A 14941-nucleotide genomic window follows, 5' to 3' on the forward strand; every position below is an offset into this window, starting at 1 on the left:
TTAAACCTACTCATTACACAATTCAAAAACATTAATCTTTGAGGATTCTAGTCGTATAGGTACCTGTTTGATCTGTGATTTCAATGAAGTAGATCCCGGTTGGAACCCTGGTGAGGTCAAGTGTGGTGACGGAGCTGGCGGCAAAATCTCCGCTCATCTCCATGACACTTACGCCCAGCAGGTTGATTAATCTTACTTTACTTGTGCCACGGTTTTCGTCCGGAAGCTGAATATGAAGCTTACTGGTAGTTGGGTTCGGGAAAACAGATATCCCATAAGCTTCAGCTTCTTTGGCCGTTTCCATCACTGCTCCCACTGTTAGGTTGATGGTTTCTACACTTACTGCTCCATGCACATCAGTGGCAGTGAAAGTCAGGGATGTTTCACCAATCACCTTTGAGGAGATCAGGAATTTATCAGCTGCAGCAAATACCTCCGCAATGCTACTTTCACTGCTGGTGACGGTGAAGGTAAACGCATCTCCATCAGGGTCGCTAAAGAAATCACCAATGGCGTATTCGATGGCTTGCCCTTTGATCTGTACCAGTGGTTCAGTGGCAATGTATCCCGGAGCCTGATTGGTATGGGCCACTTCAGCAACCAGTGTTACTTCGGCGGTAGCACCATGCTCATCTGTAGCCACCAGGGTGTAGCTATAAGTACCCTCGTCACCATAGTCAGGGGTGAGGGTGAGGGTGATCAGCCCGTTGGATTCTGCGAATGACAGATTCGGGTATTCCTCGGCGGGTGTCACCGTGTAAGTGTTGTTTTCCTTGTCGGTCACTTCAAAACTCACCACCAGGGTATCATTTTCCTGAACAAAAAGCGAGGCAGGCACTTTGGCAAACATCGGCGCTTCATTCATGTGGAGTGATACAGGTATTCTTGCTTCCGGATTGTTTGGATCGTTGGAGGTGATCACCACCTCTGCGATCTGGTCACCCCGCTTGGCCAATGCACCGCTAAAAGCAAGGTTGATGGTAGATTCTGCACCCATGGCTACCTCACCATTCAGGTCGGAGGTGATGGTGAGCCATGCCGCATCGCCGGCGGTTTCCTCAGCAGCATACATCAGCCAGCCCATGGTCTCGAAAGAGGCCACCTGCTGCAGGTTGTACCAGGAGCCTTCATCGAAGTAGTAATACCTTCCAGGTACGGTTTCCTGCCCTGTCACAGACCCCTGAGGAAACTGAATGCCCAGCGGGTAGGTGATGAGTACATAGAAGTCCTCGTTAGGGTAGATGCCTGCGGGCTCCTCCAGAGCGATCTGGTGCCATGCACCTACTTCGTCATCTCCAGATCCGGTAAAGGTTACTTCACCCTTGGCCAGCAGGATGGCTTCACTTATGTCAGTACCACCTGCTCTCACCTCTACCATTAGCTTACCTTCTGTGGCTGCTTCAGGTTTGAACCAGGTTTCCACATGTGAAATGTTGAAGCCTTGCTCACCCGCATTGTATCGTGTGGCCAGTGTGAAAGGTGCTCCACCGCCAATCCCTATATAGGTGTCCGGCGCTTCCTTATCGGTATGGTTCAAAATCCTGTTATAAGTAGCACTCGTGCGTGCCTTATTAGTCAGTGAGTGTTGGCTGCTTTCGGACTGAAGTGCCACGGTAGCAGGCTTTGCTGCCGTTCTTTGATGGGTAGTCGCTGTAGCACCTGCTCTGCCATAGTCAATGCTCACCTCATACTGGAGGGCAGAAAGTCCTTCAGTATTACCGAAAACAATGCTGCCGGTAGATGCTTCATCCATGGTATTCATCACCACTTCCACTTTTTCAGTGGTCACTGTCATGGCCGGAGGCTCAAAGCCCGTACCGGTCATGATGATGTCGAACTGCCCGATATTGGTAGTGAGTACGAGGGTATCTCTGAAATCACCGGAGTATGCCGGTGCAAATACCGCTCTGGTTTCCAATGCCTCACCAGGGTTGATGGTGAAAGTCGGTGTGACCCATGCCCAGGGCGAGTAAAGCTCCGAGATGTCAGCCCAGCGCCATTCGGGCCCGAACCATCCATCTACCAATGCCCAGATCTGTAAACTCAGACCTTCGGTACCACTTTTCATTTGAGCCCAACTTACCTCTAACTGAGCGGATCCTTCATTTGCCATTTCCAAATCCAGGTAGTTGGATAGGGGAGATCCCCATTCCATGGCGATCATTTTGCTTCCAAAATCCACGGTTTCTTCCAGTGCCAATACGGCATCCCCGGTTACCGTTAATTCCACGGGTTTTTCCAGGTTTTCACTACCCGGTACGTTGGTTTGTATTTTCAGTGATTCTGAGTAGGTACCACCGTATATGTTTTGTGCGGTCATACCGATCTGGCCAGTCAGGGAAGTTCCCGGAGCCACGGTGTAGGTTTCTGCAGGCACCAGTATGTAAGCCAGGCCACTGCCATGATCCAGGTTGTTCTGGTTCGAGATACCCACACCATTGGCGGAGTTCTCCTGGATTCCCACGGCTGTGAAGGTGGACGTGAGGTCTGAACCAAACTCCTCCACTTTGTACTGGAACTTCATGCTTCCATTTTTATACAAAATGAGCTGAGTAGAGATCGGGTCACCCATACCTCCGAAGTTATTGACCAGGTAGCTCCATGTGATGATGATTTTGTCATCATAGAACTGGTAGAAAATTCCCACTTCATCCTCAGGGAAGAAGTATGTATCAAATCCTCCGAAAGTCCAGTAGGGCATGATGAAGGTGCCATCATAGGTAGCACTTGGAATCGCATCGTTAAAGAACATGACCTCAGGGTCTTCTTCCAGTGAGACAATTCCGTTTTCACCTATTTTCATAGTTTCATACTCTTCTCCGTAGATTGTCACAGGGAAGGGCAGGGTCAGGTCTCTCCAGAAGTATGCCTTATCAAATAAATCTTCGGCAAAGGGCATTTGGGTACCAGTTTTTCTGATGTCGATCCATTGGTAGAATTCACCAGCATTGTACTTCTGGAAGGCATACCCATGGGAAGTACCAGGTGTTTCTGTGTCGAAGGACAACCATTGCTTACCGGTCATGGTGACTGACAATGGCGCCAGGCCGGTATTTTCGACGGAAAATGGTTCAGTAGCTGATTCGCCATAAGCGAGGGTTTGCTGCACCAAAGACAGATCTGCGTTGATGGCTGGAGGATCTACCACTGCAGCAGAGGCGTAAATGGTACTTGTAGAACCGCCGGAATACGAGATGGTAAGGACATCTTCTAAATCGGCAGTTGTAGTAGTAGGAACTACTATTTCGTATTTTCCATACAGTCCCGGCTTAATAGTGGCTGGTTGTGTGCCTGTCAGGCTAAAGGCCTCATTAGCGAAAGCCATACCCGTGATGTTCACATTGGCAGTCCCTTCATTCTTCACTGTGAAAACTGCTTTACGTACAGCTCCCTGAAAGACTTCACCAAACTCTATCGTATCCATGGATACTACAGGGAGTGGAGTGCCACCGGAGGTGATTTCCAATTGCACCAAAGCACTGGTCTGGAAGTTGGCTGGATCATTACTGATGATGTTGATATACCTTTTGGTGGTACCTTCCACCAGGGTGGAGGTGTTCAGTGACAGGCTCACCAATGCACTACTGTCAGGTGCCAGTATCGCGGAAGCATTTTCGATGCTGCTGATGATATTAGGGCCCGGGTAGTCAAAACCCAGCGCGAGTCCGCTGTACAGTGAAATCTTCTGTTCATAGTTGTGAACGAGGATACCATCGGTCCGATTCAGGTCTTCGATCAGGATGGTAAGATAGGATTGTGACCAGGAGTCAAAGCCCATTTCCTCATAGTAGAACCTGATGTCTCCATTAGAGTGAAGCACCATTTGTGCAGTGATGGGAGCATTGAATCCATCTGTCACGTTGTGGTATTGCACGATCACACGGTCAGCTTCTACTTGGTAGAATACCTGTCCCTGTGCAGAGAAGTCGAGAAATGTACCCAGCGGAGAGATGTATCCTTTTGGGCTATAAAAATTATTGAGGGTGGGGGTATTGACTGGTCGCACGCTGTTGTCAAAGGTGGTGAAACCTTTTTGTGCGATGTAGAGTGTCTTTAATGACTCTCCGTAGTAAGGGAAGTCAAATCCCATGTTTACCTCATAGTAAGCTCCATCATCCTTGATCGTTTCAGTCACGTCCACACCTGTGGCAGAGATGTCCTGAAAATCATAGGCAATAGGGTTGGTTTCTGAAGGGTCACTGGTTTTGTACTTATACCCATAAGTATGGTAGGCAGAAGGCCAGTCGTTGCTTATTCCTTTGGTGTCAAAACCAGGGATAAAGTATTTCAATGGATAGCCGCCAGTGTTTTTAACGAGTACTTCAGCATTGATGACATCCCCAATGGCCACATTGTTTACCACTTGCTCAGTAGGAGTGATGTTAATCTCCGAAGTTTCGGCACCCACCCCAAAGAGGGAGATTTCATAGGTTTGATCGCCATTGGTGATGGTAAGGAGACCATTAGCATTCCCGGAAGTAGTAGGTTGATAATTGAGTTTTAGTGTTACCTTTCCGCGTGCCTGTATTTGCCACGGGGCATAGCCATCTATGGCAAACTGGTCGCCTGCTATGTTAAAAGACGGGTTGTTGAAATTGCCAAACCCCTGATTGTCCAGAACGATTTCTACGGTTTCAGAAGTACCAATGAAAACGCTTCCGAAATCAACGATATCTGTGTGGACAATGCGTGGCTGATGACCACTTACATTCAGGCTCACAGGAACCCTCAATTCTCGTTGGTTGGCATCATTAGAAGCCAGTACCAGATTGGCATTATAAGTACCATTGATCAGTGTGGAGCCATCGGCCGTAAGGGTAGCATTCATATCACTATTACCTTCTACGTCTCCGTTGGCCGGATCCAGGGTCAGGTAGGTACCCAGGTGTTCGTTGTAGCTATCGGCGGCCACAGCGAAAGTAAATTCCTTGCTATCCAGGAGATCCTCCAGCGGGGCCCAGGTGCCACCCAGATCAAAGGACATAAAGCAATATTCAGAATATTTTGGGTCAGTCTCATAACCAATACCCAGGGGAAACAGGTTTCCTGCAGGTACGTGGAAGACAAGCCAAAAGGTAGAGCCTGACCCAAAATATAGTTGTTCGTTGAGGGTGATGTACGCCCAGCTTTCATCAGCGCTCCAGTTGCTGTGTTCTTGTGCGTAGATCAGATTTTCTTTAGAAGGTGTGTCACCTTCGTATACCTCCATAATCACCGGTCCTAGTGCAGGATCATGTTTGAGGTACATCCGTGCCTGAGTAAGGTTAAAACCTTCCGTTTCGGACACGATGAATTTGGTAGCGGCTGAGTTGCTAAGGTTAATATCCGTTTCGCCAATGATGTTGGTCGCCCAATCAGCGTATGATTTAACTACAGGAGTAAATGAATACGTCTCAGGAGACTGACCCCTGAGCTTATCCTGATTATCGTCGGCATTGCGCTGAGCGACTTTCGCAGCAGATGCTTTTTTGGTAGCAGTGGAGGTTGGGTAGTTCAGTCGGTCGGCGCCATATGCCAGGGAGGAATTGCTATGTCTGGTAAAATATTCCCAGCGCAACACTCCGGCAGCCTCATTGAGGATGGTGAGGTTATGACTGGCAGTCAGGCTGCCAGAGGCGTCCACATTCAGTGCTATTTGCAGGCTGTTTCCGTCTACAGCTATGGAAGGCCCTTCATTAGTGGTCTCAGAGATCACTTCTGAGAGTTCTGACACGTTGCCCCATCTGTCGGTGGAGGTGATTGCAAAGTAGTAAGTGGTCAACCCTAAAAGATCGTTGACTTCAAAAGCAACATCACTTCCGGCTGATTGAGTGTTTTTAATGATGTGCCGGGAAGCAGATGTGAGATTTGCACTGTTGATAGGTGCGGTATGGTAGTAAAGAGTAAAAGAAACCGGAGCTCCGTCATCTTCGTCAGCGGGTACTTTCCAACTCAATGTGGCAAACTCCTGAGCGATGCCTGTGACTGTAAGGTCGGAGATGGTGGCTGGAATTTTACCAAGATCATTCTTAATGGCCAGGGCTGCATCAATGGCTCCTGAGCCGAGGAGGCCCTCGTAGCCAGGGTTAAAGGCAGTGATGTCTACTACCCCGGTTTGTAGTTTATTCCACAGCTCAGTGTTAGTGATCTGTGTAGCGCTGTTGACAAGAGCCAGTGCTGCGATCCCCGATACATGAGGGCATGCCATCGAGGTACCTTCCAGATAGGCATACTGATCGTTTGGAATGGTACTTAATACACCGTTTTTGGCTCCATATTCGGTGGCTCCACCAGGCGCCGAAAGCTCTATCCATGTACCGTAGTTGGAGTAGCTGGCTTTTTTCCATTCTGGTCCTATGGAGGCTACTGCAAAAGCACTTTCGTAATAACCAGGGTACCAGTCTGCATCATAGTTGGAGTTTCCCGCTGCAAAAATGACAATCCCGCCTTTCATGGGGCTGCCTTCGAAATCTCCCGCCTCCGCTATGAAGTAGTCGATGGCATCCAATACAGATTCTTCCACTGAACCAGGGTAGGAATAGCCCCAGCTGTTCTGGGAGATGACTGCTCCATTGTCAGCTGCGTATACGAATGATTTCTCTATGGCCGCTCCACCCAGGATTTGCAGCGACATGATTTTTACACCATTGCCGGAACCATCACCACCTGCTACCCCCGAGACGCCTATTCCGTTGTTATTGATGGCTGCAATGGTGCCTGCCACGTGGGTGCCGTGGTACTGGGGGTCGATTTCCCCGGTTTTTCTTTGAAAATTGTACCCGTGGATATCATCCACATATCCGTTGTTATCATCATCCACACCCGGTTGTCCGTTTAGTTCTTTTTCATTAACCCAGATGTTACTGTTCAAATCCTCATGATTGACATCCACACCTTCGTCGTGTACAGAGACGATGATGTCGCTGGCTCCGGTCACACTGGTCCAGGCTTCAAAAAGGTTGACGTCAGCATCGGAAAACCCGGTTTGCCCGGTATTGTCATAATGCCACTGATCTCCCAGGAGCGGGTCGTTGAAAGGGAGGGAAGCTTGCCGACTGGTAGAAGATGAGGGCACGTAAGCTTTTACCTCATAGGGGGCAATGACCTTTATACGCTCAGCTTCCGCTACTTCCACTTCGTCCAGAAGCATAAGTTGTGCAGCCGCCGCTTTTGGGTTGATGTCTTCATCTATTTCCAATATATACCATAGGTGAAGCCCATGTTTGTGAAGTTTACTTTCTGTAGCCGAGTTCACCGGAAAGAGTCGGTACATATCAGAGGCCTTCACCTGATTGGCGGTGGCATCGAATGGCTTTAGACCAGTGACCAGTTCGTTTTTCCGGCTGGTGACCGTCATTTGCTGTAGAGAAGAAGTCATCTCAGGTGAAAACTTCACCTTGACAATTCCCTTTTTCACGCCCGGCTCTATCTTTTGTGCCCAGCTGAGTGTGGCGCACAAAGTGAATATCAGCGCGAGCAATATTCGGTTGGTCTTAAAAGGTAAAAAATGATTCATAGTACGATTGGTTTGGATTCTAACTAAGATTTCTTTTTGGTGGACTTAAGAGGTTGCTGCTTATTGCTGATCTCGTTGAGGAGTTTGGCAAAAGCATCATTCTCTTCTTTCCGTTTTTTAATCAGATCATTGATTAATTTTTGGTCTTTGTCCTTGTCTTTCAAAGCATATTTCGTTTACGGGGCAACGACACAAATAAACTTTGGTAAATGGCGGGATCTAAATATTTGGCCTTTGAATAAATACTACAGCGGGGATTTTGACCATAGAATTACCACTCAGCACCTGCTTTCATACCTTAACATTACCTTAACAAAACGACCTAAAAGGCTGTATTGATCAAAGGAGAGCACTTTTGTGATTTGCCTGGAAGAATTTCGCTTTTCAGTGTAATGAGGAAAGATAAGTGACCAGATTTGAGGTGGTATTGGTGAGATTGAGCTTTTTGCGTAGGCGAGCTCTGGCTACTTCTACACTCTTCACGCTTTGCTGGGTGATCGCTGCAATCTCTTTGGAACTCATATTGAGCCTAAGGAAAGCGCAAAGTTTTTCGTCAGCCGGAGACAGGTCTGGGTGGAGCTCATGGAGCTTGTTGTAGAAATCCGTGTGAACCTGATTGAATCTCAACTCAAACTCAGCCCAGCTATCATTATCTGCTTCTCGCTGCAAATCCAGAATGATGTTGTGGATCTCCTTGTAGTTTTCGGGAAGTACGTTGGGTTGCAGCTTCAGCAGCCTTTCAGCCACACTGTTGATAAGCTCGTTCTTTCTGATCAGGTACATCACGTTGGTGGTCAGCTCCTTGTTTTTGATCTCCACATCCTGTGTGAGATTTTCTTGCAGCAGGGCAGTTTGCCGGGCACGTGAGCGGATGATCACTGTGATGAGGATGGCGATCAAAAGGCCAATGGATAAAGTGATGATAATAGTGATGTACCTGAGCCGGGCCTGGCGCCGCTCTTCTGCTCTGGCTTTTTCGGCCTTGTCGAAATCATATTGCAGTTGCAGGCGGGTAATTTCTCTATTGGCCTGCATGTCTCTTAGGCTGTCACTTTGGGCTTTGAAGGCCTTGTAGGTACTGAGAGATTCCCCCAGCTTGCCTTGAGCTTCCTCTATTTCGGAAAGGCATAAATAGGCATTCATGGTCGTCTCCATTGCACCTATTTCTTCGGAGAGCGCTATGGATTTTTTAGCAAAGGGTTCAGCCTTATCGGGTTGATTTAATCTTAGATAATAGTTGCCGAGGATCACAAGGGATTTGGCAATTTCCGCCTTGTCGCCATAGGCTTCCCGTACCTTCAGTCCTTCCAGGAGGTATTCTATGGCTTTTTCCGGTTGCTGAAGGTCTACCATATAGAGCTTCCCGAGGTTATTGAGCGCTGTACCCTGTAGGGGTTGATTGTTGGATTCTTGAGCGAGTCGTAATGCGCTGGTGTAATACTGCAGGGCAGAGGAGGTGTCTCCCTGTGTCTGGTAGATATTGGCGATGTTATTATGAAGGGTAGGCAGCCTGAAGGTCATTTCAGCTGAGGGCTTTTGGAGATTAAGTAGCATCTGTGCTTTGAAGTACTCGTCCAGCGCTTTGTCATACTCGTGCAGTCGGTCATAGATTACGCCAAGGTTATTGTGCATGGCTAGCAGGCCCAAGGTGTCTTTGATGTCCTCATAGTAGAGTAAGGCATTAAAGTAATTGATAGAGGCGTTTTTATAATCACCCATTGACAGATACACATTGGCAATGGCTCTTACGGTTTTGGCTTCATATGCCTTGATTTTTGACTTGGTGGCAATATCACTCGCTTGCTTGGCGGCCTCCATGGCTTTCTGGTAGCTCTCATGATGGTAGAGCTGACTGATTTCCAACAGTGCATTGATTTTCACGGTGTCCTCCTTGCTGGTATTCACCAAAAGGTAAAGACTGTCCATTTTGATTTTGTCCTGTGCCATTAGCCGGGTGCCAACCAATAATAACAGGATGATATAATGGAGTCGGAATCTCATTGATACAAATAAAGTGATTTTTACGGGTTCTCCGCAATGATTATGGGGCGAGCGATCAAATAGGTCTGATTTGGGTTATTTCAGGGTACTGGCAGATGCGGATTACTTAAAGTTTTTTGAAGACCGACCAGCGTTTGCCCGGATTGCCCTTAGTTGACGGTCTTTTACTCTTTTTCCGATCTGGATTGAACTACCCACTCCTGGATGGAGGTGTTGTTAATTCTGACATCCTCAAGTACTGCGCTACCCTCCAGAATGTGTACCACCGCATAGGTAAGCGTGGTATCACCCTGTGTGGCCAGGTTATATTCTTGCTCGGCTTCATAGGCCTTGGATTCTTCCATGTAAAATCGTTCAAAAGGGTAGGCAATCATGAGTACATCATCATAAGTGACATAGTCCACATGGGCCTTTAGGAAATAGGGGGTGTCGGTTGGCTTTTCCTTGCTCACCGTTTTGATTACCGCCAGGCCATTGGCGTCTTCTGAGAAAGTAACATAAATGGCAGCCCTATTGGTCCAGTCGTCCTTGTGAGCGATGGGGTAAGTGGCAGCTTCATAATTGAGCTGTATGTATTTGCCCCGGAAGGGATCGGTAGGGTCAATGGGAGCCGTTTTGAAGAGGTATTCCTTGCCGTGAATCAGCACCTGTTCACGGTCCCAGATCATTCTACCAGGAACGTAAAGCTGCAGGAGTGCCACACAAATGAATGCAGGGATGAGTATTTTGGACCTAGACATTTTCTTTCCTCTTTTTGAGCATCCAATAATTGGCAATAAAAAAGCCGATGCCTACCAATACGAATAGGATTCCACGCCATACAAAAGGAATTTGATCATCGAAAAACCTACTAACGATCAGCATGGTCACGATGATCAGCCCATAGTTGAGTAAGCCGAGGTGTGCCTCTCTGGCTCCTCGCCGTACTGTGAGTATGCCCAGAGTTAAAATAATCAGGTTGATTATCAGTACCGAAATGCTGGAGAAAAACCCAACCATATAGGTGGGAATAAAAAGCAGAAAGACCCATTCCATTGGCAGGATGCGGGGGAGGCCTACCTTGCGTATTCTGAGGGAAAGTACCCAGGTGGTTGCCAGGGTGATGAGTATACTTACCAGAAATTCCGGGGAGCTGAGCACGTCAGGCAGCTGCCACCTGGGTTGGGAGAGATGGCTCCAGAACTCCTCAAAGCTCAGGATCAATAAAATAATGAGGGTGCCCAGTGCACCAATGGGCTTATATCCATTGGCCAATGTTCCGACGGACTGAAATAGACTGAAATGGCCGATGGCATAGAAAAGCCCGAATAGACTACAGTAGGCAATGAACATCAACTCTTCATGTGAGTGAGCCACAGTGCCAAGCATGGTGGTCAGTGACAATGCGATCAGCCAATGATGAATATGCGTAAAATAGCCTTTCGGATGTTTTCTCAGTAGCAGGTAGTAGTGAGGCAAGGCGCCCAACAACATCGCCCAGTAGTACCACTCTGATGCATCCTGGGATGAATAGCCAGTTTCTGCTCCATATCCTGTAATACCAATGAGGTACAGCATGGAAAGCATGGAGGACTTCATGATGTAGATCATTGGAAGGGAGAGCAACATCCAGGTCATGAGAAACGCCGGTAGATCACCAGGGATGTTGTATATCTGCCCGATCATGGCGATGGCTGCAGCCAGCGAGAAGAACAAAAAAGCAGCAGAACTCTCCACCCAACGTTGATTATTGCGTTTTCTGATCAGGGAAAAAGCACAAAATCCCTGGGCGGATACCAGTGGTACGAACGCCAAAATGGTTTTCTGAAGACGACTTAGGTGATCCCAGTTGTGGGCTATGATCAGGATAATCCCGAGTCCTACCAGGATAGCTCCCAATACCCCGAAAATGACAAACAGTGAGCTGCTGGAAGCTTCTTTTTTGGAGGCATAGTAAGCAGTGATCTCATCAGCGGTTTGCTGTGAGATCACTTGCGCTTGCACCAGTTCATCCAGATCTTTACTCAGGGCCATGTTGCTTAGTGATTAGTTGCAAAGCTGATCGTACACATAGATGTGCTCAGCAAAATTGCTCCACTTGAATTTTTCGCCTTCATAGTTTTCTGTGAAAACGGGGCAGTTTTTATAGAGTTTTTCCAGTGCATCTTTCTTATAGCCAGATTTCTTATACACCTCAGATTTGTTGCCGTCATACACCACCAGGTATGACTTATCTTCGCCACCTGCCAGGTTTAAACCACCCGCACTTACGTTCATGGTTTGGTTTGCATTGGGATCAAGGTAGACTTTTATTTTGGAATCATAGCCTGGGTTGAGCAGCTGCATCATCACATACTTGTCTTTTTTCTTCGGCAATAAAGCCTGCTCAAAGTAGACCCATTCTCTGTCGATGATGTCACTGAAATCCACTTCCATAGCTCTGGAGAGATTGGGTACAGACATGGCGCTGCTGATGTTTGAAAGCTTGCTTTCACGGCGAGCAATTTCACGTCGGTAGATTTAAATTTCTGTTTGTTGTCATCAGCATCTTTTATGGTGAAGGAACGCAGCTGCCCGGACATGATCATGGCTGAAAGCACACGGCCTCTGACCGTATCACCGGCATTGGTCACTACATACGCTTCTTTGGACATGCCTATTTCAGAGTTGTCCATGGCCGGAATGAAGTACTGTGCCTGAGTGATGGTGAGGGTGAGACAAAATGCAATGGTGAAAAATGATTTCATAGATTCTATTGGTTAGCGTGTAAAATAAGGATTGTTTTCGTTTTGCTTTCAAGAACCGGGCCATATTTCAAGTCTTCTCATTAATCACCTTAAAATGAGGTGTTTGGATCACTTTCCATTCATACAAACTGTCCGGGACGATCGGTGGTGATGAGCTGTTGGTAGAGTTCATAAGCGCTTCGCTCAGCCCAGCACCTGGCCAACCGTCCAATTCGCACCTCCCAGATGGCGATCCCACTAAAGGATACTTCACGGCCATCAGCGGGGAGACCAAAGATCCCATTGTTTCGGCCAGAGCAAATCCATCGGGAAACCACTTTGTTTTGAGCCTCATTATAGAAAATGTCTTCACTATCAGTGCGGGCATCGAGCAGAAGTGTCTGAAATCCCCGAATCCAATCCTTGAATCGTTCCCTGCCTGCGACAGCCGTTCCTGCAGTGTATATTACATAGTCTTCGGTCATCAGTTCATCGATGGCCTCCAGCTCGTGTGGCGCATGCCATACCCGTTCAAAAAAAGTTAATACGAGCGTTTCGGGGTTGTGAGATGTTTTCATATTTCAATGGTTAATTGTTGTGAAACTTTACCTTTTCCTCCTGCCAGCAGACTTGCGATGGCTCCATTTTGGATATTGAGGTGTACTTCTATCAAGCTGGGTGACGGGCTGGCCATAAATCTTCCTTGACGAATCAGAAAATCCTCTTGTTTGATCTCAAGGACATCATATAGATAGCAAGCCAGTGGCCCTGCCGCCATTCCGGTGCCAGCTTCTTCGTAGATCTGATAGCGTGGTCCGAACATACGCGTATCGGCAATGCGCTCTTCTGTGCCAGTATCCAGGGTAAAAGGATAGAAGCCAATGAGGTCAAACGCCTCGCTCAGTTCAGTGATTTTTGCCATGTTGGGAACAATGGCTGCCATCGTCTTTGCATCTTTAATAGGGATGATGAGGAAATTATTTCCGGTGTTGACTACCTCCAAAGGAGCGCCTGGGATGAGGTCGGACTTTCTGAGACCGAGGGCCTGCAAGATCTCATTTTCGCAATGGTCGGCAGGCCTGTAAACAGGAGCCAGCTGCTCCATATAGGCCTGATCTCCTTTTAAGTGAATTTCGCGACGACCGTCTATAGTTTCCTTGGAAGAATATGCCCCTTGTATAAGGCCTGCCTGTCTGAGGTAAGAAAATGTACCAACGGTAGCATGTCCGCAGTGAGCAATCTGTCTGTTGGGGGTGAAAAAATCCAATTTGAAGTCCGCTATTTCTGATGCGGAGACAAAGGCGGTTTCTGAAAGCCCTACCTGTGCGGCAATGGCGAGTTTCTGTGCGCTGGTGAGCTGGTCAGCATTTAATACTACACCAGCGGGGTTTCCTCCGGATTCTGCTTCTGTAAAAGCATTTACAATTTGCACATCTATTGTCATGATTCTGAGGTTTGTTTGAACCATAGACGAACGAACCATCAAAAAGACGCAAAAAAATTAGTCGCCAGAGTAATCTATTGGCTGGCCAGCGTTGGTTGATTCCAGGTTATCACAGTTGAGCAGTGCCTCTTTCAGCTGCTGGCGTGCTCGCTGCACCCGTGATTTAGCACCTGAGAGGGAAATGTCGAGGGTATCTGCCAGCTGCTGTTGGCTCCAATCCTGAAAGCTGGTGAGCAGCACCGCATCGCGATATTTAGGTGGGAGCTGAGCGATCTTGGAGTTTACACAGTTGGCCAATCGGGCATAAAGTGGTTCGTCTTCTGGTGCCTCTGCAAGCAACAAGGGTAGTTCAGCCGTCAAATGCTTATTTTCTTTTCTGAAGTGATCAGAAATGGTGTTTCGTGTGATTTGATAAACCCATGAGGTGAGGCGCTCGGTAGACCGTAGCGTGTGGACCTTTTGATGAACCTTGAGAAATACTTCTTGCAGGAGATCCTTGGAGAGATCAGAGTCATTCACCTTACTGTTGATGAACTTATCCAATTCCAGATGGAGATCTTTCCAGATGGCTTGTATAGGTGGATGCATGTTTTCGACCATTGGGGTTGGGGTTTGAAGTGGACTCCATTGGGTAAACGAAAAAATGCCGTTAGGGTGTCATTTTGGTAAAGACCAATGGAAGGGAAGATCAATCTTTCTTAATTCTGGAAAGTGTTTCAGGAGTCATGCGCAAGTAGGAGGCAATGTATTTGTGTGGGATTTCCTGAAAGAGCTGTGGACTTCTGGTTAAGACCCGATTATATCGGTCCATTGGCGAAGAAGTAAGAATATCCCGCTCACGTTCCATTTGCTGGTATATCAGGGCGGTTAGTATTTCCTGCCACAGTCGCATGTTTGCTTCTGAGCCATTGACAAATGAATCAAAGGTTTTTTTGCTGATGGCCTTGATGGTTGTTTTCTTAAGTGCCTGAATATAGAGATCAGAGGGCTGACCGGTGATGTAAGAGTCAAGGGCTGCAATGAGGTTGCCCTGGTAGCCAAAACGGATGGTGTGCTCCTCCTTGTCATCAGTGACAAATACCCTCAAGCTGCCACTCACAATAAGGTAGATACGTGTATCGGTGCTGCCTTTTACTTTCAGGTACTCGTTTCGGCTCAGCGTAAGTTGCTTTTCCCAAAGTCCAAGGCTTTCAATTTTTTCGAGAAGGTCTTCCAAAGGATTCATCGAAAGTTAAATGTTGTTGAGTAAATGTAGGAGCATTTTATCAAAAGAGGCACCTGTGCTTCACTTTGATG

11 protein-coding genes are annotated in these 14941 nt (G+C 47.5%); all 11 read right to left on the reverse strand.

The features are described from left to right. Positions 1–31: 31 nt before the first annotated feature. The 11 genes from ACHKAR_RS03955 to ACHKAR_RS04005 all read right to left on the reverse strand — a co-directional run bounded on the left by ACHKAR_RS03955 (position 32) and on the right by ACHKAR_RS04005 (position 14870). Positions 32–7495, reverse strand: coding sequence for a S8 family serine peptidase (locus ACHKAR_RS03955; protein WP_395416263.1), 7464 nt, complete (start codon positions 7493–7495; stop codon positions 32–34). Positions 7496–7518: 23 nt separating this feature from the next. Next, positions 7519–7659, reverse strand: a complete 141-nt coding sequence (locus ACHKAR_RS03960) for a hypothetical protein (RefSeq protein WP_159578721.1) — start codon at positions 7657–7659, stop codon at positions 7519–7521. A 220-nt stretch (positions 7660–7879) separates the two neighbouring features. Continuing rightward, positions 7880–9496: a tetratricopeptide repeat protein gene (locus ACHKAR_RS03965; RefSeq protein WP_395416264.1), complete on the reverse strand. Its 1617-nt coding sequence runs from the start codon at positions 9494–9496 to the stop codon at positions 7880–7882. 164 nt (positions 9497–9660) lie between these two features. Continuing rightward, the gene (locus ACHKAR_RS03970; RefSeq protein ID WP_395416265.1) at positions 9661–10236 is read right to left on the reverse strand and encodes a GDYXXLXY domain-containing protein; all 576 of its coding nucleotides are present in this window, start codon (positions 10234–10236) and stop codon (positions 9661–9663) included. Continuing rightward, complete coding sequence (locus ACHKAR_RS03975) at positions 10229–11509, reverse strand: DUF2157 domain-containing protein (RefSeq protein ID WP_395416266.1); 1281 nt, start codon at positions 11507–11509, stop codon at positions 10229–10231. The genes ACHKAR_RS03970 and ACHKAR_RS03975 overlap by 8 nt, the downstream gene beginning before the upstream one ends. 12 nt (positions 11510–11521) lie before the next feature. Further along, the gene (locus tag ACHKAR_RS03980) at positions 11522–11938 is read right to left on the reverse strand and encodes a hypothetical protein (RefSeq protein ID WP_395416267.1); all 417 of its coding nucleotides are present in this window, start codon (positions 11936–11938) and stop codon (positions 11522–11524) included. Further along, positions 11824–12222: a hypothetical protein gene (locus tag ACHKAR_RS03985; protein ID WP_395416268.1), complete on the reverse strand. Its 399-nt coding sequence runs from the start codon at positions 12220–12222 to the stop codon at positions 11824–11826. The genes ACHKAR_RS03980 and ACHKAR_RS03985 overlap by 115 nt, the downstream gene beginning before the upstream one ends. Positions 12223–12341: 119 nt before the next feature. Continuing rightward, positions 12342–12779 (reverse strand): ester cyclase, encoded by a 438-nt coding sequence (locus tag ACHKAR_RS03990; protein WP_395416269.1) that lies wholly within the window; start codon positions 12777–12779, stop codon positions 12342–12344. Continuing rightward, complete coding sequence (locus ACHKAR_RS03995) at positions 12776–13645, reverse strand: PhzF family phenazine biosynthesis protein (RefSeq protein WP_395416270.1); 870 nt, start codon at positions 13643–13645, stop codon at positions 12776–12778. Before ACHKAR_RS03995 ends, ACHKAR_RS03990 begins: the two co-directional genes overlap by 4 nt. 57 nt (positions 13646–13702) lie before the next feature. Beyond that, on the reverse strand, positions 13703–14245 hold the full coding sequence (locus tag ACHKAR_RS04000) for a sigma-70 family RNA polymerase sigma factor (protein ID WP_395416271.1): 543 nt from the start codon (positions 14243–14245) through the stop codon (positions 13703–13705). Between the two features lie 88 nt (positions 14246–14333). After that, positions 14334–14870: a Crp/Fnr family transcriptional regulator gene (locus tag ACHKAR_RS04005; protein WP_395416272.1), complete on the reverse strand. Its 537-nt coding sequence runs from the start codon at positions 14868–14870 to the stop codon at positions 14334–14336. Between the last annotated feature and the right edge of the window lie 71 nt (positions 14871–14941).

The organism is Marinoscillum luteum (assembly GCF_044005705.1).
Classification (GTDB): Bacteria; Bacteroidota; Bacteroidia; order Cytophagales; family Cyclobacteriaceae; genus Marinoscillum; species Marinoscillum luteum.

Excerpts from the sequence above, each read along its gene's own strand:
- ACHKAR_RS03955 (WP_395416263.1), bottom strand. The coding sequence starts at position 7,495 with ATGAATCATTTTTTACCTTTTAAGACCAACCGAATATTGCTCGCGCTG.
- ACHKAR_RS03965 (WP_395416264.1), bottom strand. The coding sequence starts at position 9,496 with ATGAGATTCCGACTCCATTATATCATCCTGTTATTATTGGTTGGCACC.
- ACHKAR_RS03970 (WP_395416265.1), bottom strand. The coding sequence starts at position 10,236 with ATGTCTAGGTCCAAAATACTCATCCCTGCATTCATTTGTGTGGCACTC.
- ACHKAR_RS03975 (WP_395416266.1), bottom strand. The coding sequence starts at position 11,509 with ATGGCCCTGAGTAAAGATCTGGATGAACTGGTGCAAGCGCAAGTGATC.
- ACHKAR_RS03980 (WP_395416267.1), bottom strand. The coding sequence starts at position 11,938 with ATGTCTGTACCCAATCTCTCCAGAGCTATGGAAGTGGATTTCAGTGAC.
- ACHKAR_RS03985 (WP_395416268.1), bottom strand. The coding sequence starts at position 12,222 with ATGAAATCATTTTTCACCATTGCATTTTGTCTCACCCTCACCATCACT.
- ACHKAR_RS03990 (WP_395416269.1), bottom strand. The coding sequence starts at position 12,779 with ATGAAAACATCTCACAACCCCGAAACGCTCGTATTAACTTTTTTTGAA.
- ACHKAR_RS03995 (WP_395416270.1), bottom strand. The coding sequence starts at position 13,645 with ATGACAATAGATGTGCAAATTGTAAATGCTTTTACAGAAGCAGAATCC.
- ACHKAR_RS04000 (WP_395416271.1), bottom strand. The coding sequence starts at position 14,245 with ATGGTCGAAAACATGCATCCACCTATACAAGCCATCTGGAAAGATCTC.
- ACHKAR_RS04005 (WP_395416272.1), bottom strand. The coding sequence starts at position 14,870 with ATGAATCCTTTGGAAGACCTTCTCGAAAAAATTGAAAGCCTTGGACTT.